Annotated in this window: 20 protein-coding genes; 5 read left to right on the top strand and 15 right to left on the bottom strand. The window is 61.2% G+C overall.

Going from position 1 to position 19747, the window contains the following annotated elements; translation table 11 throughout:
* Positions 1-6 precede the first annotated feature (6 nt).
* Positions 7-1059, top strand: coding sequence for a lipoyl synthase (gene lipA / locus SR908_RS15135; protein ID WP_246921216.1), 1053 nt, complete (start codon positions 7-9; stop codon positions 1057-1059).
* Between the two features lie 117 nt (positions 1060-1176).
* On the opposite strand, the gene lipB is transcribed toward lipA, so the two are convergent.
* The 11 genes from lipB to SR908_RS15080 all read right to left on the bottom strand — a co-directional run bounded on the left by lipB (position 1177) and on the right by SR908_RS15080 (position 11549).
* Complete coding sequence (gene lipB / locus SR908_RS15130; RefSeq protein ID WP_178998151.1) at positions 1177-1833, bottom strand: lipoyl(octanoyl) transferase LipB; 657 nt, start codon at positions 1831-1833, stop codon at positions 1177-1179.
* Between the two features lie 6 nt (positions 1834-1839).
* Positions 1840-2136 carry an HP0495 family protein gene (locus SR908_RS15125; protein WP_246921219.1) on the bottom strand — a complete coding sequence of 99 codons (297 nt, stop codon included), beginning with the start codon at positions 2134-2136 and terminating at the stop codon, positions 1840-1842.
* Between the two features lie 118 nt (positions 2137-2254).
* Positions 2255-3457, bottom strand: a complete 1203-nt coding sequence (locus SR908_RS15120; RefSeq protein ID WP_246921222.1) for a D-alanyl-D-alanine carboxypeptidase family protein — start codon at positions 3455-3457, stop codon at positions 2255-2257.
* 24 nt (positions 3458-3481) lie between these two features.
* Complete coding sequence (locus SR908_RS15115) at positions 3482-4396, bottom strand: septal ring lytic transglycosylase RlpA family protein (protein ID WP_035410005.1); 915 nt, start codon at positions 4394-4396, stop codon at positions 3482-3484.
* Positions 4396-5424: a lytic murein transglycosylase B gene (mltB, locus tag SR908_RS15110; protein WP_035410008.1), complete on the bottom strand. Its 1029-nt coding sequence runs from the start codon at positions 5422-5424 to the stop codon at positions 4396-4398. Before mltB ends, SR908_RS15115 begins: the two co-directional genes overlap by 1 nt.
* Positions 5425-5482: 58 nt before the next feature.
* Positions 5483-6580, bottom strand: a complete 1098-nt coding sequence (gene rodA / locus SR908_RS15105; protein WP_246921448.1) for a rod shape-determining protein RodA — start codon at positions 6578-6580, stop codon at positions 5483-5485.
* Positions 6581-6614: 34 nt separating this feature from the next.
* The gene (mrdA, locus tag SR908_RS15100) at positions 6615-8516 is read right to left on the bottom strand and encodes a penicillin-binding protein 2 (protein WP_246921224.1); all 1902 of its coding nucleotides are present in this window, start codon (positions 8514-8516) and stop codon (positions 6615-6617) included.
* Positions 8517-8579: 63 nt separating this feature from the next.
* Positions 8580-9047: a 23S rRNA (pseudouridine(1915)-N(3))-methyltransferase RlmH gene (rlmH, locus tag SR908_RS15095; protein ID WP_246921226.1), complete on the bottom strand. Its 468-nt coding sequence runs from the start codon at positions 9045-9047 to the stop codon at positions 8580-8582.
* Positions 9044-9415: a ribosome silencing factor gene (gene rsfS, locus SR908_RS15090; protein ID WP_178998144.1), complete on the bottom strand. Its 372-nt coding sequence runs from the start codon at positions 9413-9415 to the stop codon at positions 9044-9046. Before rsfS ends, rlmH begins: the two co-directional genes overlap by 4 nt.
* A 141-nt stretch (positions 9416-9556) precedes the next feature.
* Positions 9557-10213 (bottom strand): nicotinate-nucleotide adenylyltransferase, encoded by a 657-nt coding sequence (gene nadD, locus SR908_RS15085; RefSeq protein ID WP_246921228.1) that lies wholly within the window; start codon positions 10211-10213, stop codon positions 9557-9559.
* Positions 10200-11549 carry a glutamate-5-semialdehyde dehydrogenase gene (locus SR908_RS15080; protein WP_281504805.1) on the bottom strand — a complete coding sequence of 450 codons (1350 nt, stop codon included), beginning with the start codon at positions 11547-11549 and terminating at the stop codon, positions 10200-10202. The genes nadD and SR908_RS15080 overlap by 14 nt, the downstream gene beginning before the upstream one ends.
* A gap of 63 nt (positions 11550-11612) precedes the next feature.
* Between SR908_RS15080 and SR908_RS15075 the strand changes: the two genes are divergently transcribed.
* Genes SR908_RS15075 through SR908_RS15065 form a run of 3 tightly spaced genes read left to right on the top strand, consistent with a single transcriptional unit; the run spans position 11613 to position 14816 of the window.
* Positions 11613-12482: a hypothetical protein gene (locus tag SR908_RS15075; RefSeq protein WP_246921232.1), complete on the top strand. Its 870-nt coding sequence runs from the start codon at positions 11613-11615 to the stop codon at positions 12480-12482.
* The gene (locus SR908_RS15070; RefSeq protein WP_246921235.1) at positions 12475-13410 is read left to right on the top strand and encodes a diguanylate cyclase domain-containing protein; all 936 of its coding nucleotides are present in this window, start codon (positions 12475-12477) and stop codon (positions 13408-13410) included. Before SR908_RS15075 ends, SR908_RS15070 begins: the two co-directional genes overlap by 8 nt.
* 2 nt (positions 13411-13412) lie before the next feature.
* The gene (locus SR908_RS15065; RefSeq protein ID WP_322527399.1) at positions 13413-14816 is read left to right on the top strand and encodes a bifunctional DedA family/phosphatase PAP2 family protein; all 1404 of its coding nucleotides are present in this window, start codon (positions 13413-13415) and stop codon (positions 14814-14816) included.
* A gap of 25 nt (positions 14817-14841) precedes the next feature.
* Here the strand turns inward: SR908_RS15065 and SR908_RS15060 are convergent, their stop codons facing one another.
* Genes SR908_RS15060 through mpl form a run of 3 tightly spaced genes read right to left on the bottom strand, consistent with a single transcriptional unit; the run spans position 14842 to position 17448 of the window.
* Complete coding sequence (locus SR908_RS15060) at positions 14842-15465, bottom strand: LysE family translocator (protein WP_246921240.1); 624 nt, start codon at positions 15463-15465, stop codon at positions 14842-14844.
* Positions 15462-16088, bottom strand: a complete 627-nt coding sequence (locus SR908_RS15055; protein WP_246921243.1) for a flavin prenyltransferase UbiX — start codon at positions 16086-16088, stop codon at positions 15462-15464. The genes SR908_RS15060 and SR908_RS15055 overlap by 4 nt, the downstream gene beginning before the upstream one ends.
* Positions 16078-17448: a UDP-N-acetylmuramate:L-alanyl-gamma-D-glutamyl-meso-diaminopimelate ligase gene (gene mpl, locus SR908_RS15050; protein ID WP_246921245.1), complete on the bottom strand. Its 1371-nt coding sequence runs from the start codon at positions 17446-17448 to the stop codon at positions 16078-16080. The genes SR908_RS15055 and mpl overlap by 11 nt, the downstream gene beginning before the upstream one ends.
* A 142-nt stretch (positions 17449-17590) precedes the next feature.
* Between mpl and SR908_RS15045 the strand changes: the two genes are divergently transcribed.
* Entirely contained in the window at positions 17591-18850 is a 1260-nt protein-coding gene (locus tag SR908_RS15045; protein WP_246921248.1) for a 6-phosphofructokinase, read from the top strand.
* Positions 18851-18984: 134 nt separating this feature from the next.
* Here the strand turns inward: SR908_RS15045 and SR908_RS15040 are convergent, their stop codons facing one another.
* Entirely contained in the window at positions 18985-19740 is a 756-nt protein-coding gene (locus SR908_RS15040) for a HesA/MoeB/ThiF family protein (protein WP_246921451.1), read from the bottom strand.
* Between the last annotated feature and the right edge of the window lie 7 nt (positions 19741-19747).

Here is a 19747-nt window from a genome sequence, read left to right as displayed (position 1 = left end):
CACGCTATGAGCGACACTCCTACCCAACGCGTCACCAGCGGCAACAAATACCGCAACGACCAGGGCATCGCCGCCATCAAGGATGGCATGAAGTCACGCGAGCAATCCTCAGGCGATGGCGTCGGCGGTCGCAAACCATCATGGTTACGCGTCCAGATGCCCGGCGGCGAACGCTTCGAGGCGGTCAAGCGCAACGTGAAGGAGCATCGGCTCAGCACTGTCTGTGCTGAGTCCCACTGTCCGAACATGGGTGAGTGCTGGAGCAATGGCACTGCCACCATCATGTTGATGGGGTCGGTATGCACCCGGGCCTGTCGCTTCTGCGCCGTCGATACCGGCAACCCGCGTGGCTGGCTGGACCCAGAGGAACCGGCGAACACCGCCGAGTCGGTGGAACTGATGGGACTGCGTTACGTGGTACTCACCTCGGTGGACCGCGACGACCTGCCTGACGCTGGCGCTAGCCACTACGCCGACTGCATTCGCGCGATCAAGGCGCGCACACCTCAGGTGGCGGTGGAAGCCCTGACGCCGGACTTCGACGGTATCCCCAGTGCCGTCGAGCGAGTCGTCGATTCCGGCCTGGAAGTATTCGCCCAGAACGTCGAGACCGTGGAGCGTTTGACGCAACGCGTGCGCGACCCACGTGCCGGTTATCGCAAGACCCTCGACGTGCTGGCACATGCCAAGCGTCACCGTCCCGAGGTGATCACCAAGACCAGTATCATGCTGGGACTTGGCGAAACCGAAGAAGAGATCCTCGAGACCTTCGATGACCTTCGTGCCATCGGCGTCGACATCGTGACACTGGGCCAGTACCTGCAACCGACCCGCAACCACCTGCCGGTGGAACGCTGGGTGACGCCCGACGAATTCGAGCATTACCGCCAGCAGGGCCTGGCTAAAGGCTTCATGGAAGTGCCGTCGGGGCCGTTGGTGCGCTCCAGCTATCGCGCCGATCGCGTGTTCGAGAAGAACAACCTGGGACTGGCCGAACCCGCTGAGGTACCCGGTCAGTCGCCCGATCCCGACCGCATTGCGGCCGTCAACGTCGGCTGAGCGTGACGCTAGGCCTCAGTGCCCCAAGACAAACGGCCCGCCGTGGACTGAGTCCACGGCGGGCCGTTTTCATTGGGACGCGCCGCTCGGTGTCGAAGGACGCTGAACGACGGTGCGTCAGACGCCGACGGTGGCAACTGGCACGAGCGTTCGCTCCAGCGTTCGCGCCAGACGCTCGGCCAACTCGACGGCGACCGTATCGCTATCCGGACAATCGTCGACCAGATCGGCAAGCCGCGTCATGGTCATGCCGGCATAGCCGCAGGGGTTGATGCGCTGGAAAGGAGATAAGTCACCATCGACATTGAGCGCGACGCCATGGAAGCTGGCGCCGCGTCGAATACGCAAGCCGAGCGAGGCAATCTTGGCCTCGCCGACATAAACACCCGGCGCGTCAGGGCGCGCATGCGCCTCCACACCATACTCGGCCAGCAACGCGATCACCGTGTTCTCGAGCGCCGATACCAACTCCCGTACGCCCAGCTTGGCACGACGTACGTCGATCAACGGATAAAGCACGACCTGGCCCGGCCCATGATACGTCACCTGTCCGCCACGATCGGTGGCGACGACCGGAATATCGCCGGGCATGAGCAGATGCTCGGGCTTGCCGGCCTGTCCCTGCGTGAATACGGGTTCGTGCTCAACCAACCAGAATTGATCGGGCGTGGCAGCATCACGCTCGTCAGTGAGCTTGCGCATGGCCTGCCACACCGGCTCATAGGCGCGACGCCCTAGGCGATGCAACTGCACCGACGGGCGCTCTTCGCTCATCGCCACCTATAGCACCATGTGCACACGCCCCGTCGCTTTCAGCGAATGGAACAGTGCATTGAGCTGATCTTGCCCGGTGGCGCGAATCACCACGCGCACGGATTGAAAGCGACCATTGCGGCTATCGACCATGCGCACGCTGCGACGGTCGAAGCCAGGCGAATGCTGCTCGACGATATCGACCACGGTGACCTTGAAGTCCGGGGCCGCGTCACCGACGATCTTGATAGGATACTGGCAGGGAAATTCAATCTTGGGCGCTTGTTGCGACGCACCCTGCTCGGTTGGTGAAGTCTGTTGCATGGAGAACGGCCTCACATGGGCACGGCATGATATTTCCAAGTATTCTACTCAACCTTGACTTTACGACCAAGGGTGAAGCCGCCGAACCGCTTCACCCTTGGCGAGAACCCATCCCTGGTCAGTCGAAGAATCCATACACGAATTGCAGCACGCTATCCCATAGCCGCTTGAAAAAACCACCTTCAGGTACTGGTTCCAATGCTACCAGGGGCCGTTCATCGAGTACTTTTCCATCGAGCTTGATCTTCAATGTGCCGAGCCGCTCTCCTTGCTCGACCGGCGCATTGATGGTTTTACGGATATCCAACTGAGCATTCAGTTCATCGATACGACCACGCGGCACCGTTATAAAGACATCATTGGCCACCCCCAAGCGCAGCGTATCCTGTTCGCCGCCCCAGACACGCGGCTTGTTGAGCACTGCGCCACTTTTATAGAGTTTCTGAGTCTCGAAGAAACGAAAACCATAACTGAGCAGCTTCTGGGTTTCTTGAGCCCGCGCCTCGTCGGAGTCGGTGCCCATGACCACCGCAATCAAACGCGTACCGTCCTTCTTGGCGGACGCGACCAGGCAATAGCCGGCGGCCTCGGTGTGCCCCGTCTTCAAGCCATCGACGTTCGGGTCGCGCCATAGCAGGCGGTTGCGGTTCGGCTGGCGAATGTCGTTCCAGGTGAAGTACTTTTCGGAATAGACCTCGTAATGGTCGGGGTAGTCCTTGATGATGTGCTGAGCGATGACCGCCAGATCGTGCGCCGAGGAGTAGTGTTCCTCGTGGGGCAGCCCGGTGGGGTTCATGAAATGCGTGTGCTCGAGCTTCATCCGCGCCGCCTGCTGATTCATGAGATCGGCAAAGGCGTCCTCGCTGCCCGCGATATGCTCGGCCAGCGCCACGCTGGCATCGTTACCCGACTGGATCACCACGCCCCGGAGCAGATTGTCGATGCTCACCTTGCTGCCCGGATTGAGAAACATCCGCGAGCCGCCGGTCCGCCAGGCGTTTTCGCTGATCGTGGCCTCGTCGTCGCCACTGATGTTGCCGGCATCGATTTCGCGCTCGACGATATAGGCCGTCATCATCTTGGTGAGACTGGCCGGCGGCAGTTCCTTGTCGGCATTGTGCTCGACCAGGATCTTGCCGCTATCGGCGTCCATCAATACCCATGCCGACGCCGCCAGCTCCGGCGCGGACGGTACCATGGAAGATGGTACCGGCGACGGTTCCGGTGGATTCTGGGCATGTGCCGTTGGCGCGAGGACGCCGATACATAGCGTGACCAGTAGAACAACGCGTAACAGTGACGATTGAGCGAACACTCTCATGACAACATTTCTCGCTAAGCGGGGTTACTCGGTAGCGGAAACCACAAACGGCTGGTCAAATCCCGCCGCCTGCAATTCCGCTTTGATGGAATCGAGTTGCGAAGTATCACGCACAGGGCCTACCTGGACGCGATACAATGACGCCTTCCTGCGTATGCGTACGGGACGCGATACTTGTGCTTGCAAGCGCTTTTCCAGCGCCTTGGCCCGAGCCGCAGAACTCAGTGCTGCGACCTGGACATACTGCATGCTCCCCTGACGCTTGGTGACACGACCTTGTCCAGGCGCTTCAGCAACCGGGGCTTTATTCTCTGCTTTTTGTACTGTGCCTTGAACCGGTATGCCTGCAGCCGCCCTAGCCATATCCCTTTTGCCAGGTGAGGACTTAGTGCGCTTATGCTGCTCGGCCCACTGCCTAGGGTCAATAGCTTCAACGCGCACATGCCCCGTACCGGCATCGAGAATCTTGAGGCGCGCCGCCGCCGCATAGGAGAGGTCGATCAATCGATCGCCATGAAACGGGCCTCGGTCATTGATCCGCACGATAACGTCACGCCCGTTGTCGAGATTGGTCACGCGCGCATAGGTCGGCAGCGGCAGTGTTCGGTGGGCCGCCGACATCTTGTACATATCGTAGGGCTCGCCACTGGCGGTGTCATACCCCTGGAACTTGGTGCCATACCAAGAAGCCTTGCCTTCCGCCTCATAGTCACTGGCGTCGGACAAGACATGATAGGTTTCACCCCACACCTCATAAGTGGCGCGATTACCGCTCTCGGCCAGCGGCTCGACCTTGGGAACCGCATCCGGCACCTGAGACACATCCGGTGGCGCGTCCGGATACGCGTCATTTTGCTGCGCATAGCGGCCACTACGGTCACTCGCACAACCTGCTATCAACAATATCAAGGCACACGCCAACACCCCACCGACTCGCATCAATCCACCTCGTCTAGAGATGCCTGAATACGCGACGCAAGCTCGGTGACGGCCATCGCATACAGATAGCTGTGGTTATAACGCGTGATGACATAAAAGTTGTCGTGTCCCAGCGCGTAACGGTACTCGCCCGACTCGAGTGCCAAGGATAAGGGAATGACATTTGATATCTCGAGCTCACCACGTGGATACACGCCGGCATCGGCCAACCGCGATACTTTTGCGTAAGGCTCACGCGTACGGTTGAAGTCAACCGATTGTGGCGGCGTAGCGGGACCATCGGCAGGCGTCACCACAGGCGCGCCCCGGCGCCATCCATGCTCGGCGAAGTAATTGCCCACGCTACCGATCGCATCCACGGGATCGTCCCATAGATCCCGCCGTCCATCGTCATCGAAATCGATGGCATAAGCGCGATAACTGGTCGGAATGAACTGCGGGTAACCCATGGCACCGGCATAAGAGCCTTTAGGGGCCTCCGGCGAAATCCCCTGATCCAAGGTGATCTCGAGGAACGCCGCCAATTCGCCACGAAAGAACTCGCCGCGTGAAGGGTGATGAAAAGCCAGCGTCGCGAGCGAGTCGAGTACGCGATGCTTTCCCTTATACTGGCCATAGCGCGTCTCGACACCGATGATCGCGGCAATGTAGGCAGGCGGCACGCCGTATTCGCGTTCGGCACGCGCGAAGGCATCACGATGCTCACGAATGAACGCCACGCCTTCTTGAATACGCTTGGGCTGCACGAAAATGTCGCGATATTCGTGCCAACTCAAGCGACGCTCGGCTGCCCCTTGCATGGCGTCCAGCACTTCCTGGCGAAACCGGGCGTGCCGCAATGCCTGAGTCACGTCATCGCGAGAAATGCCACCTCCCGATACGTCATCGACCCACGCGCGGATATCAGCGTGCGAGGCCGGATCGAATTCCTCGGCTGCATGCGCCGACGGAAACAGGACCATCCCGCACAGCAACAACGCTACCGGGGAGAGCCCTCGCCAATGGGACCGTGCACTATTCCATTTCATCAGGCTCTTACTCCTTGACCCTGGGCTGTCGTCGCTTCCTTTCCGCGTCTCGCCCTACCTAGCGCGGCAACAACCGTCGGTGGGTATGAACGGACATGAGGATACCGAAACCGACCAGCAAGGTCACGCTGGACGTGCCGCCAAAACTGACCAGTGGAAGCGGCACACCGACGACGGGCAAAATGCCGCTGACCATGCCGATATTGACGAACACATAGATGAAAAATGTCAGCACGATGCTGCCCCCGACCAGACGCCCGTAGGTGTCCTGGGCGGTATTGGCGAGAAACAACCCGCGCCCCACGATGAGCACGTAGAGGGCCAGGAAGACCAGCATCCCGACCAACCCCCATTCCTCCCCCAGTACGGCGCCGATGAAATCGGTATGGCGCTCGGGAAGAAATTCCAACTGAGATTGAGTCCCCAAGCCCCATCCCTTACCGAAGACGCCGCCACTGCCAATGGCCGTTTTCGACTGGATGATATTCCAACCGGCCCCCAGCGGATCGCTTTCAGGATTGAGAAAAGTCAATACGCGTTGGCGTTGATATTCGTGCATGTTGAACCAGAGCAATGGCAAGGCAGATGCAAGCAGCACCGCCAGTAAGCCGATTACCCGCCATGACAGGCCCGCAAGAAGGATGACGAACACCGCCGCGCAGGCCACCAACAATGACGTACCCAGATCGGGCTGACGCATGATCATCATCACCGGCACACCGATGATCAAGGCACAGACCAGCAGATCGCGCATGCTCGGCGGTAACGGCCTCTTGTAGAGGTACGCCGCGACCATCATGGGCACCGCCAACTTCATTAGCTCGGAAGGCTGAAAGCGAAGCAACCCGGGAATTTCGAGCCAGCGCTGCGCCCCCATGCCGATATCGCCCATGATCTCAACGGCGAGCAGCATCGCCACACCTAGGCAGTAAGCCAGGGGCGTCCAGCGATACAAGGTGTCTGGAGCAAACTGAGCGATCACGAACATGGCCAGCAAGGCCACACCGAAACGCGACGCCTGCCCCAGCGTGACGGCGAGACTCATGCCACTGGCACTGTACAATACGACCAACCCCGCTCCCATTAGGCTCAGCAGCAGCAAAAGCAGCCAAGGGTCGAGATGCAGGCGTGACCAAAGGGAACGCTTGCGCCCCATGCCATCTGCCGGTGCTCGACTGAAGCGACGCCATTCAAGTCCCTTCAACTTCGACGTCCTCCTCGATGAGTTCTTCGGCTTGGTGGGTGTTCTCGTCATCGGGCAGGAGCCATTCGTCTGCCAGGGCGCGCGCCAGGCCCGCAGCATGCGAACTACCTCCCCCAGCGTTTTCGACGATCACGGCGATGGCTATCTGCGGATCGTCCACTGGAGCGAACGCCGTGAACAAGGCGTGATCACGCAAGCGCTCCTTGAGCTCATCGGCATCGTATTTTTGATTTTGCCCCAAGGAGAACACCTGTGCCGTACCCGACTTGCCCGCCATGTCATACTTCAGCCCCTTACCGATATGGCGTGCAGTGCCCTCTCTGCCACTGACGACTTTCTGCATGCCGTTGAACACGTCATCCCACCAGACATCCTTATCGAGCTTCACGTCAGGCTTGGTATTCTTGAAAGGCGGTTCGACCGAGGTCTCACCGACGCGCTTGGCCAAATGTGGACGCACCCAATCCCCACGGTTGGCCAGCGTTGCCTCCGCCGTTGCGAGCTGCAACGGCGTCACCATCCAATAGCCTTGCCCGATACCCGCCGAGAGCGTTTCACCGGGATACCACACTTGGCCGTATTTCTCGCGTTTCCACTCACGCGAAGGCACGGTCCCCGATGAGGCTCCTTGCACATCCAATGAGGTGACTTCCCCAAACCCGAACTTGTACATGAAGCTGGATAAGGCATCGATGCCCAAGCGATGTGCCATGGTGTAAAAATAGGTATTGTTGGAAACGGCAAGCGCGCGCTCCAGATCGACACGACCATGCCCCCAACGCAACCAATTGCGGTAACGGCGCGTCCCATTAGGCAGTTTGTAATACCCGGGGTCATAGATAACTTCCTGGGGCGTTACAACCTCGTTCTGGAGCGCCGCCAAAGCTTCGAATGGCTTGATGGTGGAGCCGATCGGATACTGGCCGCGCACGGCACGATTGAACAAGGGTAAATCGGGGTTTTGTCGCAGCGCACGGTAATCCTCATATGAAATACCGGTCACGAACTTATTGGAATCAAAGCCCGGCGCAGAAACCATCGCTAGAATATCACCGGTCTGGGGTTGGATCGCGACGATGGAGCCGCGCCGACCATCCAGCAAATCGTAAGCCATCTGCTGAAGCCGCGTATCGATGGTCAGCGTCAAGTCCTTGCCCGGTTCTGGTGGTGTACGCTCGAGCTCGCGTAGCACACGACCTCGGGCGTTGGTTTCCACCTTACGCAGACCCGCCTTCCCGTGCAGCGCTTCTTCATACTGCTTCTCGATGCCGGTCTTGCCGATATAATGCGTGCCCGCATAGTTGCCGCTATCAAGCGAGGCCAATTCTTGCTCGTTGATTCGCCCGACATAGCCCAGCACATGCGCCATGATCTTGGGGGAGGGATAGTGACGCAGCCACTGTGCTTCGACCTCGACCCCTGGAAGCCGGTAACGATTGACGGCTAAGCGCGCGATTTGCCGTTCGCTGAGGTCGCTCATCAACAATGCCGGTTGATAGGGTCTTTGACGTTGACGCGACCGCTTACGAAACGCCTCGACCTGCGTTTCGTCCAGCCCCAGGATATCGACCAATCGGTCGAGAGTGGCATCAATATCCTGGACCCGCTCGCGTACGATGGTCAGGTTATAGGTTGGGCGGTTTTCAGCGACCAATTCCCCTTGTCGGTCGTAGATGAGCCCACGCGTCGGCGGCAACGGTTCGACGCGCACACGGTTCTTCTCAGAACGCGTGGTGAAGACATCATGCTCAACGACCTGAAGATAGAAAAGACGAGCGCCCAGCCCCCCGGCCATCAATAATACGAGTAACGCCGCCAGTAGCGAGCGAGCCCGGAATACACGGACTTCTCGAGCGGTATCCTTGATTGGGTCGCGTCGTTTACGCATGGGTCCCCGTTAACAGGCGGGAAGGTGGAAGGTAGCCGCTGAGCAGGTGTCGAGCCCCCTCGCTCATCGGTGATAGGGATGACCAGCCAACACGGTCCAGGCACGATACAACTGCTCGGCCAACAGAATACGCACCAGCGGATGAGGCAACGTCAATGCCGAAAGCGACCAACGTTGCTCGGCCCGCGCCAGAAGGCGTGAGTCGAGCCCGTCCGGCCCGCCCACCAGGCACGCGACGTTGCGACCGTCCTGGCGCCATTGATCGGCGTTGGCGGCCAATCGTTCGGTACTCCAACTTCGACCCTCGACATCCAATGCGATGACACGCTCCTGATCGCGCAGCTTCGCCAGCATGGCATCGCCTTCACTCTGAATCGCACGGGCGACATCGGCGTTTTTGCCCCGTTTGCCGGGCGCTATCTCGACGATGTCCACGCTGAAATCACGCGGCAGCCGCTTGAGATATTCATCGACTCCCTGCGTGACCCAGTCGGGCATGCGAGTGCCCACGGCGAGCACGCGAAGCTTCATCCACGCACCTCGCCAAGCGCCCCCTCAACGGATACCCCATCGCTGGGCAGATCCGACCACAAGCGCTCGAGATCGTATAACTGACGAGTCTCGGGCAGCATGACGTGGACCACGAGATCGCCCAAATCGACCAGGACCCAATCGCTCCCCTGGTGCCCTTCGATACCCAAGGGGCGGCACCCCGCTTCCTTGACTTTCTCCACCACGCTCTCGGCCAGGGCGCCGATGTGTCGACTCGATGTACCGCTAGCGACGATCATGGTGTCGGTGACGCTGGTCAGCGAGGCGACATCGAGTTCGGCAACATCACGTGCCTTGAGTTCCTCGAGCGTGTCCATTACCAGCGTTTTGAGTGCTTCAGTCTGCATAGCTCCTCGTTCATATGTCATACCCCTGCGGGCAAGGCCCGCATTCTACCGCGCTGACACCAAACCGCCAGGGGCAAGGTTAAAAAGGCCTTTAGGTGGCACCACCACTCGCCAGGTCCCTTTCATTGATGGATGATGACATCATCGATAAAGACGATGCGCTAGGAGATAGCGTTCCACGGCATCGGGCAGCAAATAGCGCACGCTTGCACCGCGCTGCAATCGCTCCCTTATCGCTGTAGCCGAAATCGCCATGCGCGTGGGCAGACTCAAATGCAGCACCCCCCCTGCAGGCGACTGCATCAATGCCTCGACACTCGTCACTTCACGGCCTTCGATCAGCGTTTCGAGCGCCGTCGGAAGCGGCTGTTGATGATCGGGGCGATCGACGACGACGACATGCGCCAACTCGAACAACCGTTGAGGTTCGTGCCATTCGGCCAAGTGCAGATAGGCGTCGTATCCCAACGCCATGACCAGGCGCGCGTGCGTGCCCAGCTCTTCTCTCAGAGACGCCAGAGTCGCGGTAGAATAGGATGGCCCCTCGCGGCGAATCTCACGGTCATCCACGTAGAGACCCGGCGTGTCGGCGATGCCCAGCGCCAGCATGATCGCGCGCTGTTCGGCATCGACGCCAGGCGTGGCGCGGTGCGGCGGCACCCGTGCCGGGACCATGTGAACGCGATCGAGTACCAGGGCTTCGCGTAACTCGATAGCGCTACGCAGGTGACCCACGTGCACGGGGTCGAAGGTACCCCCCAGCATCGCGACACGCGGTGGGGCCTCAGCTGCGCACATGGCCATCGCCATATACGATGTACTTCTCGCTGGTGAGACCCTCCAGACCGACGGGTCCGCGCGCATGCAGCTTATCGGTGGAGATGCCGATTTCCGCCCCTAGCCCATATTCAAAGCCGTCGGCGAAACGCGTCGACGCATTGACCATGACCGAACTGGAGTCGACCTCGGTCAGAAAGCGCCGTGCGTCAGTCAGATTCTCGGTGACGATGGCATCGGTATGGTGCGAGCCATAGGTATTGATGTGCGTGATCGCATCTTCCAACGTATCGACCACGCGAATGGCCACGATCGGCGCAAGGTATTCGCTATGCCAATCTTCTTCCGTTACGGCGATGGCGTCCGCTACCCAGGCCCGTGTCCGTTCACACGCACGCATCTCAACCCCCTTGCGGCGATAGATATCGGCCAACTCGGGAAGTACAAAAGGCGCCGCCTCGGCGTGTACCAGTAGCGTTTCCATGGCATTGCAGGGCGAGTAACGCTGGGTCTTGGCGTTGTCGGCAATGGCCACCGCCTTGGCCGGATCGGCGGCCTGGTCGACATACACATGGCAGATGCCATCGAGATGCTTGATCACTGGCACGCGCGCGTCTCTCGAAATGCGCTCGATCAACCCCTTCCCGCCGCGCGGCACGATGACATCGACGAACTCCGGCATAGCGATCAATGCGCCGACCGCTGCACGATCGGTCGTCGCCACGACTTGCACGCAGGCCTCGTCGAGCTCTGCCGCCTTGAGCCCCTGTCGGATACAATCCGCAATGGCCCGGTTGGAATGGATCGCTTCGGAGCCGCCACGCAGGATCGTGGCATTGCCTGATTTCAAGCACAGGCTGGCGGCGTCCACGGTCACGTTGGGGCGCGATTCGTAGACGATGCCTACCACGCCCAGCGCAACGCGCATCTTGCCCACTTGAAGCCCCGAAGGTAGATAGCGCATGTCACGAATCTCGCCGATCGGGTCGGACAAGGCAGCCACTTGACGCAAGCCTTCGATCATCGTGTCGATACGCGCCGGCGTCAGCGCCAGACGATCCAGCAGCGACTCGGCGAGGCCGTTGTCGCGCCCCGCCTCGAGATCGCGGCGATTGGCGGTGTCCAATGCATCGCGCGCCTCGTCCAGGGCACTCGCCATGGCGAGTAGCGCGCGGTTCTTTTGCGCGGTAGTGGCGCGGGCCAACACACGTGACGCACCACGCGCCCGTTCGCCCATCGCATGCATGTAAGCATCGACGTCGACGATCTCGGACTCGGAAGTTTCAAGGGCCATGCGGGCAATTTTCTCCTGGGTATCCGCCGGGAAGCATATGATAATCGGTGCTTTCCGAAGCATGACGGCAGAGGCACAACGGCTATACTGCCGGCACCGTTGGGAAAGGAATCACTATACGGCACCATGCAGAGCAAATACAAAACACCTCTAACCGGGCTTTTCCTGCTAGGCGCGGGGCTAATGACGATCACCGCCTGGCAGGAAGACGACTCGATCACACAAGGCCTGCTCATCGCCGCCATCATCGGGTTGGCGACGCTTGCGTGGTGTCACTTATCACGTCGCGCCTGGACATTGACGATCCCATTGTGTGCCTTGCTTTTACTGGCGCTACTCTGGCAAGCCCCCATGGCGTACGCCATCAGCGTATGGCTGTGGCCGATCATGCTGCTCGCACCTCAGCCACGGCCCATGCGTTACATGCTCCTGGTGGCTGCCGCACTCGGCTGGTGGCACATTCAAGCGCCCCTCGGGATGGCGCAAGCTGCGTTGAGTGGCGCGTTATTGGCCGCCCTCATGGCCTTGGGGATTGCCAAGGCCATCGAGCATAGCCGGCTACGTCAAGAGCTAGAGCGTCGCCACCGTCTCACCCCGGAGGACTCGCTCTGGTCACTCAATCGTCTGCGCCAGGACCTAGCCGTCGAATGGTCGCGGCGCCAGCGCGAAAACGTCTACGCGGAGCTGCTCGTGGTACGCCCACATCAACGCGGCCACAATGTTCGGCGGCGTCTCAAAGAGCGCCTGGCCGCGTTTATCTACGCCTTCGAGGGTTGTTACCGCGTGGATGCACAGACCTTTGCGGTACTGCTGGTTTCAAAGGACGAGCAACACGCCGCCTTACGTCGTGACGCGATCTCAACCGAGCTTCAGGAGCACTGTCGTATACGCATCGCGCCCGTCACTCCCCATCTAGACCCCATCACGCTGGGCCATGAACTCTCGCTGCAAGCCAGCGGCCTGCATTTCCGACAGGAGACAACCGACCATGCCTGAACGTCTCTCGTCGTCACGCCTCCACGCCATGGCGTATGCCTGCGGGGCGCTCGTGCTCGCTAGTCTCGCGGCCTGGCACTACCTGATGGGCCATTACCCGCGCATCCTGCCGGTCACTATCCTGGCCATCATGGTGTCTATCGCCGCCCTGATGGCAGAAAACGCTTACGCTCGTCGACTACCTGCCTACCTGGTGCTGATCAGCGGCTATCTGGCGATTGCCGTGGAAGCACCCTACCTCGAGGCGTCCGGCGCACTTTGGATGGGGGTCCCGCCGATACTCGCCACGCTGCTCTTACCGCCTGGTGCCGCGCTACTTCTCAATGTACTGCTCGCCCCCATATGGCTATTCCTGATCAACTCTGTTCTATCGACGCCCGCGGGTGGCCTGCAGTACTTCACGCTAGTCATCATCTCAATACTGCCTCTCGGGTGGTACATGCAACAGGCCCGCTTACTCAAGACTACCGATCAACTCGATACGCAAAGCGGTATGCTATCGCGCGATGCGCTCAGCGAGCGGCTTATCGCCGAGGTCGCTCGCGCCCGTGCATTGAACCAATCACTAAGCGCGCTAGTCATTCATTTACCCCAACTCGACATGGCCAACGAGCAGTTCGGCCAAACGACACAAGACACGCTATTGACGACCTTCTATCAGGTGGTACAACGCAACTCTCGACGTGGCGACGCCATGGGGCGGCATCGCCATAGCGTCTTTTGGCTGCTGCTTGCCGACGCTGGGGAAGCCGGCGCTCTCATCGTCCGTGAGCGCTTGACGCATGCGCTCGGGGAAGCCCCGCTTCGCGACATCGGTGCCATCGAGGCCCAGGCACGTATTTGCCACCTGGCAGATGACGAGTGCGCCGAACGTTTCGAGCAACGGCTGATCAAGCGTGGATTCAACCTGCTGGAGCCCGATACTTGAACGTGACCGAGTGGCTGTATCAATTTTCTCCCTCACCGGCGTTACTGATCTTGATCGTGCTATTGGTGGCGCTGCTTGAGTCGCTCGCCGTGATTGGTCTGCTAGTGCCCGGCATCGTGCTACTGACTGCCGCCGCGTCACTGGCGGGGCATCAGCACCTTTCCCTGCCGTTATTGTTGGCGGCGGCCTTTGCGGGAGCGACCCTCGGTGATGGTCTAAGCTTTTGGCTAGGCTACTCTCAGCGCGAACGCGTGCATCGAATGTGGCCCTTCACCCGCCACCCCGAATGGCTAGCCCGCGGCGTCGATTTCTTCAAGCGCTATGGAGATCTGTCCATCCTCATCGGTCGCTTCGTGGGTCCGGTACGCCCCATCGTACCGATGGTCGCTGGCATGCTGCACATGCCGACATGGCGCTTTGCCGCCGTCAATATCGCTTCCGCCTTGCTTTGGGCTCCCGCCTACCTATTGCCCGGTTATCTACTCGGCCATTCATGGGACAAGCTCCTCGCCTTGCCTGCAAGCAGCGAACGATGGCTCGTTACCCTGGGGCTCATGCTGATAATGCTAGGGGTAGGGTTTTCCTGGTTTCGTCACCATCTCGGGCGCGGCGGCTGGGTTTACATGCGCCTGGCCCGCTTTTCCCGCACGACGCCGCGGCGGCGACGCCTATGGCTCGCCCTGGGCGCCGCTCACCCGCGCAACGAAATACCGCTGGCGTCACTCGCTCTTCTCGTGGCCAGCCTAGTCGCCCTGTGCGGATGGACGCTCTGGGTACTCGAGCACCCTGCCCCCTCGTTGCCGATGGACCGACAAATTCAGGCATTGCTGGCGCCTCTCGCGGATAGCTGGCTAGGCGAATTCAGCAACTTCATGGCCCTGAGCGGAGATGTCTTGGGTATCATCGCACTGGCCATGCCATGGCTGGTGTGGCTGCTTTTTTCGCGGCGTATCGCGGCCTTCCTGCATATCAGTAGCGCGTTGGTGGGTGTAGGGTTCGCCAACCTGGTCTTCAAGCATCTCGCCGGTCGCGCTCGCCCCGATACGCCGGACTACCTCATGGGTTCATTTTCCTACCCCAGCGCCCATACCTCGACGAGTATCGTGCTGATTGGCCTGGCAGCAGCGTTTACGGCCGAGGCTCTGCCCGTGAAACGGCGGATGTGGGTATACTGGGGGGCGACACTGGTATGCCTGCCGATGGCCCTGTCACGCCTCGTTCTGGGCGTGCATTGGGCCAGCGACCTGATCGGCGGCGCACTTCTCGGCCTGGTGGTGTGCGCCATTACGCGCCTCAGCTATCAACGCTTCGTACACGTACCACTCCCCCCCTGTCCATGGCCACCGCTGGTCGTTACCTCTTTGCTGTTGTTAGCGGCACGTATTGTCTGGCTACCCTACGTCTAGGCCAAGCACCCGCGACGGATAACGTTCAGCCCAGCGCCAGCCAGACACCGACACCAACCATCAAGCTCCCCGCCACTCGATTCAGCAAGCGAACATTGCCGTCGCGGCGCAGGAAGCGACTGGCGGTACGACCGCCACCAGCATAGATCAGCAAGCAAGTCAGCTCCAGGGTGAGAATCATCCCCACCAAGACCGCCAGTTGCGGTGCCATCGGCCGGCCAGCGTCCAGGAAAGGCGGCAGCAGAGCGATGAAAAACGCCCAACCCTTGGGGTTGGCGACCGCCGTGACGAAGCCTTGTACGATCAATTGCATCGGCGTCACGCTGGGCGCGGCATCGCTGGCGTCGGGAATCGCCATGCGCCCCTTGGAGCGCCACATCATCACCCCGAGATAGATCAGGTAGGCGCCCCCGAGCCACTTGAAGGCCGCGAAGACCTCGGGATACCGCAGCATTAGCGTTGCCACGCCGATCACTGCCGATACTGCCACCAGGCCGACACCCACCAGCTCACCGAGCATCATCCACATGGCACGGCGTACGCCGATCGTCATGCCCAGCGTCATGGAAAGCGTCATGCACAAGCCCGGCGTCAACGAGACCATGAAGAATGTCGGCACGAAGACCGACAATACCGACAGGCTGATCATGTCGTTTCCCCCCAGCGCGGCATCAGGGTATGGGCAATGCCCAATTGATTGAGGATGCGCGCCACGATGAAGTCGATCATGTCATCGAGTGTCTGCGGACGGTGATAGAACCCGGGCGCGGCGGGGAGTATCACCGCGCCCATCCGGGTCAGCGTCAGCATGTGCTCGAGATGGATCGCCGAAAACGGCGTCTCGCGAGGCACGAGGATGAGCTGACGCCGCTCCTTGAGCGCCACGTCGGCGGCACGCTCGATCAGGTTGTTACTCGCGCCGGTGGCGACCGCCGACAGCGTTCCCGTCGAGCACGGGCAAATCACCATGGCGCTCGGTGCGCCGGAGCCCGAGGCCACGGGCGCCATCCAGTCCTCGCGGCCGAAGCAGCGAATCTGGCCCGGCGCGGCGCCGCTTCGCTCTTTCAACGCCTCACTCAGACGTTCGGGATTCGATGGCAAGCTCACATCGGTTTCGGTGGCGATCACCATTTGTGCTGCCTTGGAGACCAGCACCAAGACCTGATGGCGTGCCGCCACCAGGCAATCGATGAGTCGCAGCCCGTATTGGGCACCGGAGGCGCCCGTCAACGCCACCGTCACGGGCTTCTCGAACGTCGTCTCATCCGCCATGCCGAGCCTCCAGTGCCGCCAACAATTTCTCATGGATGCCACCGAACGCTCCGTTCGACATCACCACGACTCGGTCGCCCGTGCGCGCCTCGGCCACGATGTCCTCGACCAAGGCGGGCATATCGTCGCTCACCGTCACGGGCACCGGGCAGGCCGCTGCCAGTGCATCCAGCGACCATGTCACCTCCGGTGGCCGATACCACCACACGCGGTCCGCCGACGCCACGCTTTCCGGCAACCGCTCGCGCATGCTGCCCAGGCGCATCGTATTGGATCGCGGCTCGATCACCGCCAACAGCCGTCCCGCATCGCTCGACGCAGCCAGACCCTCGAGCGTGGCGGCGATGGCCGTGGGATGATGGGCGAAATCGTCGATGACCTGAATACCACCGACCTCACCACGCACCTCCTGACGCCGTCGAGGCGATTCGAAGCGTGCCAACGCCGCCGCGCCTTCTTCCAGCGTGACGCCGCAGGCCGACGCCGCGGCCAGGGCAGCCACCGCGTTGGCGACGTTGTGACGCCCGCTCAGCGGCCACTCGACACGCGCGGCACGCTCGCCATGGCGCACCTCGAAGCGACGACCATCGGCGCTTTCCAGCCGCCACTGCCATTGCGCGCCGTCAGTGTCACCAAAACGCACGACGGAGCTCCAGCAGCCTTGTGCCAGCACCCGCTCGAGCGCCGGTTCTTCGGCCGCCACGACCAACTGGCCATTACCGGGAACGGTGCGCACCAGATGATGAAACTGACGCTCAATGGCGGCCAAATCATCGAAGATATCCGCGTGATCGAACTCAAGATTGCCCAGCACCGCGATATCCGGACGGTAGTGGACGAACTTGGAACGCTTGTCGAAGAAGGCCGTGTCGTATTCATCGGCCTCGACCACGAAAGGCGCGCCGGCATCGCCCAAGCGCGAGGATACCCCAAGGTTGCGAGGCACTCCGCCGATCAAGAATCCCGGGGCGTGGCCGGTCGCTTCCATGATCCAGGTCAACAAACTGGCGGTCGTGGTCTTGCCGTGTGTGCCAGCCACCGCCACCACTTGTCGCCCAGGCAGGACATGCTCGGCCAGCCATTGCGGCCCCGAGACATAGGGCAGCTTGGCGTTGAGGACCGCCTCCACCTCGGGATTGCCGCGCGATAGCGCATTGCCAATGATCACGAGGTCGGGACGTGGCACCAAGTTATCGGCGGCATAACCCTCACAAAGGGCGATGCCCGCCTCTTCGAGCTGAGTGCTCATCGGAGGATAGACGTTGGCATCCGAACCGCTGACATGATGTCCGAGTGCCTTGGCCAACCGCGCCAGGCTCCCCATGAACGTACCGCAAACCCCTAGAATATGGACGTGCATCTGAGCCTCCTGCCATGATGCGGCGAGCCTAGCATGGCGCCGCGCGGCCCACCAGCCGAGCGCCGCGGCATAGGCATCGACGGTCAATGTCGGCTATCATTCGCTCATTCATGCGCCCAGACCCAGGAGCACCATAAGTCCCATGGCCCAGCACAATGCCTTTTACGCCCAGTCCGGTGGCGTCACCGCCGTCATCAACGCCAGCGCCTGCGGCGTCATCGAAACCTGTCGTCGCCATTCGGACAAAATCGGCAAGGTCTACGCCGGCCACAACGGCATCATCGGCGCCCTGACCGAGGACCTGATCGACGTGTCCCAGGAAAGCGACGAGGCGATTGCCGCACTGCGCCACACGCCGGGCGGCGCGTTCGGTTCCTGCCGCTACAAGCTCAAGGACATCGAGACGCACCGCGCGCAATACGAGCGCCTCATCGAGGTGTTCAAGGCGCATGACATCCGTTACTTCTTCTACAACGGCGGCGGGGACAGCGCCGATACCTGCCTCAAGGTATCGCAGCTCTCCGAGAAGATGGGTTACCCGCTGACCGCGATCCACGTTCCCAAGACCGTCGACAACGACCTGCCGATCACCGACAACTCACCCGGCTTCGGCAGCGTGGCCAAGTATATCGCCACCTCGACCCGCGAAACAGCGCTGGACATCGCCTCCATGTGCGCTACTTCCACCAAGGTCTTCGTGCTCGAAGTGATGGGCCGCCATGCAGGCTGGATCGCCGCCGCCGGCGCCTTGGCGGGTAACGGTGAGGGCGAGCCGCCTCACCTGATCATCTTCCCCGAGCTGCCCTTTCAGCGCGCCCAGGTCATGCAACGCGTCGACGAGGCCGTCAAGAAATACGGTTACTGTGTCATCGTCGTCTCCGAGGGCGCCCGCTACGAGGACGGCACCTTCCTCGCCGATGCCGGCAATACCGATGCCTTCGGCCACCGCCAGCTGGGCGGCGTGGCGCCGACGCTCGCCGGTATGGTCAAGCAGGACCTGGGCTACAAATACCATTGGGCAGTCGCCGACTACCTGCAGCGCGCGGCGCGCCACCTGGCTTCCAAGACCGATGTCGAGCAAGCCTATGCCGTGGGCCAGAAGGCCGTCGAGCTAGCCCTGGATGGCAAGAACGCCATGATGCCGACCATCAAACGCGTCAGCGAAACGCCTTACGAATGGCGTATCGAGGCGGCACCGCTGGCGGAAGTGGCCAACAAGGAAAAGTTCATGCCCCGCGAGTACATTCGCGAGGATGGCTTCGGCATCACAGAGGCGGGACGTCGTTATCTCTCGCCGCTGATCCAGGGCGAAGATTTCCCACCATTCGAAAACGGCCTGCCCAAGGTGGCCAAGCTCACCAAGGCCAAGGTGCCGCGCAAGCTGCCCACCTTCGAGCTCTGACGAGCCTTATCGGTCGCCCGACACACGACGCCCCAGCTCACTGAGCTGGGGCGTTTGTATGTGCTCGGTAATTCACACCCACTCGTGATGAGACCTTTCGGCATACGGATGCAGTGGCGTGACAAGCTCCAACGTCAGGCGGGATTCGACGCGCTGCAGACAGGGCATGCGGGATCGCGACCGACATTGAAACGCCGCCATTCGCCGCTCAGCGCGTCGAAAGTCGCCAGCCCGCGATGAGGATGCCCGACACCGGCGAGCAACTTGAGCGCCTCGAGCGCCTGAAAGGTACCGATGACTCCCACCAAGGGGGCGATCACACCGTTTTCGGCGCAGCGTAGTGCCTCGTCATCGCCATCCTCGCCGTAAAGACAGGCATAACAGGGCGAGGCCGCATCACGCGCATCGAAGACCGCCAGTTGCCCCGAGAAACGGATTGCCGCCCCCGAGACCAACGGTCTCTTCGCCGCAACGCAGGCACGATTGATGGCGTAGCGACTGGAAAAACGGTCCGTGCAGTCGAGCACCACATCCGCCGCCGCTATCGCGCGCTCGAGCCTTTCTCCCTCGAGACGCGAGTCAATGACCTCTACCTCGCAGCCAGTATTAAGGCGCCGCGCCGCCACCGCCGCCGACTCCGCCTTGGCCTGTCCTATGTCGCTCTCACCATGCGCGATCTGGCGCTGCAGATTGGAAAGCTCGACGACATCGTCATCGGCGATCGACAACCGGCCCACTCCCGCAGCGGCCAGATACAGCGCCGCCGGCGAGCCCAGGCCGCCGGCACCGACAATCAGCGCATGACCGTCCAACAAGCGCTGCTGGCCGTCCACATCGAGTTGTTCGAGCATGATCTGGCGGCTATAGCGCAGTAGCGCGGTATCGTCCATTTCCTTC

Origin of the sequence: Chromohalobacter canadensis (genome assembly GCF_034479555.1) — a bacterium.
In the GTDB taxonomy this organism is placed as follows: domain Bacteria; phylum Pseudomonadota; class Gammaproteobacteria; order Pseudomonadales; family Halomonadaceae; genus Chromohalobacter; species Chromohalobacter canadensis.
This window is presented reverse-complemented; position numbering and strand designations above follow the sequence as displayed.

What these genes read in the sequence shown, in the direction of transcription:
- rlmH (WP_246921226.1), bottom strand. Translation starts at nt 9,047, where the DNA reads ATGAAGCTTCGCGTGCTCGCCGTGGGCACTCGCATGCCCGACTGGGTC.
- SR908_RS15055 (WP_246921243.1), bottom strand. Translation starts at nt 16,088, where the DNA reads ATGGCGGATGAGACGACGTTCGAGAAGCCCGTGACGGTGGCGTTGACG.
- SR908_RS15125 (WP_246921219.1), bottom strand. Translation starts at nt 2,136, where the DNA reads ATGCAACAGACTTCACCAACCGAGCAGGGTGCGTCGCAACAAGCGCCC.
- mltB (WP_035410008.1), bottom strand. Translation starts at nt 5,424, where the DNA reads ATGAAATGGAATAGTGCACGGTCCCATTGGCGAGGGCTCTCCCCGGTA.
- SR908_RS15120 (WP_246921222.1), bottom strand. Translation starts at nt 3,457, where the DNA reads ATGAGAGTGTTCGCTCAATCGTCACTGTTACGCGTTGTTCTACTGGTC.
- SR908_RS15060 (WP_246921240.1), bottom strand. Translation starts at nt 15,465, where the DNA reads ATGATCAGCCTGTCGGTATTGTCGGTCTTCGTGCCGACATTCTTCATG.
- rodA (WP_246921448.1), bottom strand. Translation starts at nt 6,580, where the DNA reads ATGGGGCGCAAGCGTTCCCTTTGGTCACGCCTGCATCTCGACCCTTGG.
- mrdA (WP_246921224.1), bottom strand. Translation starts at nt 8,516, where the DNA reads ATGCGTAAACGACGCGACCCAATCAAGGATACCGCTCGAGAAGTCCGT.
- rsfS (WP_178998144.1), bottom strand. Translation starts at nt 9,415, where the DNA reads ATGCAGACTGAAGCACTCAAAACGCTGGTAATGGACACGCTCGAGGAA.
- SR908_RS15070 (WP_246921235.1), top strand. Translation starts at nt 12,475, where the DNA reads ATGCCTGAACGTCTCTCGTCGTCACGCCTCCACGCCATGGCGTATGCC.
- SR908_RS15075 (WP_246921232.1), top strand. Translation starts at nt 11,613, where the DNA reads ATGCAGAGCAAATACAAAACACCTCTAACCGGGCTTTTCCTGCTAGGC.
- SR908_RS15045 (WP_246921248.1), top strand. Translation starts at nt 17,591, where the DNA reads ATGGCCCAGCACAATGCCTTTTACGCCCAGTCCGGTGGCGTCACCGCC.
- SR908_RS15040 (WP_246921451.1), bottom strand. Translation starts at nt 19,740, where the DNA reads ATGGACGATACCGCGCTACTGCGCTATAGCCGCCAGATCATGCTCGAA.
- lipA (WP_246921216.1), top strand. Translation starts at nt 7, where the DNA reads ATGAGCGACACTCCTACCCAACGCGTCACCAGCGGCAACAAATACCGC.
- lipB (WP_178998151.1), bottom strand. Translation starts at nt 1,833, where the DNA reads ATGAGCGAAGAGCGCCCGTCGGTGCAGTTGCATCGCCTAGGGCGTCGC.
- nadD (WP_246921228.1), bottom strand. Translation starts at nt 10,213, where the DNA reads ATGTGCGCAGCTGAGGCCCCACCGCGTGTCGCGATGCTGGGGGGTACC.
- SR908_RS15080 (WP_281504805.1), bottom strand. Translation starts at nt 11,549, where the DNA reads ATGCTTCGGAAAGCACCGATTATCATATGCTTCCCGGCGGATACCCAG.
- SR908_RS15115 (WP_035410005.1), bottom strand. Translation starts at nt 4,396, where the DNA reads ATGCGAGTCGGTGGGGTGTTGGCGTGTGCCTTGATATTGTTGATAGCA.
- mpl (WP_246921245.1), bottom strand. Translation starts at nt 17,448, where the DNA reads ATGCACGTCCATATTCTAGGGGTTTGCGGTACGTTCATGGGGAGCCTG.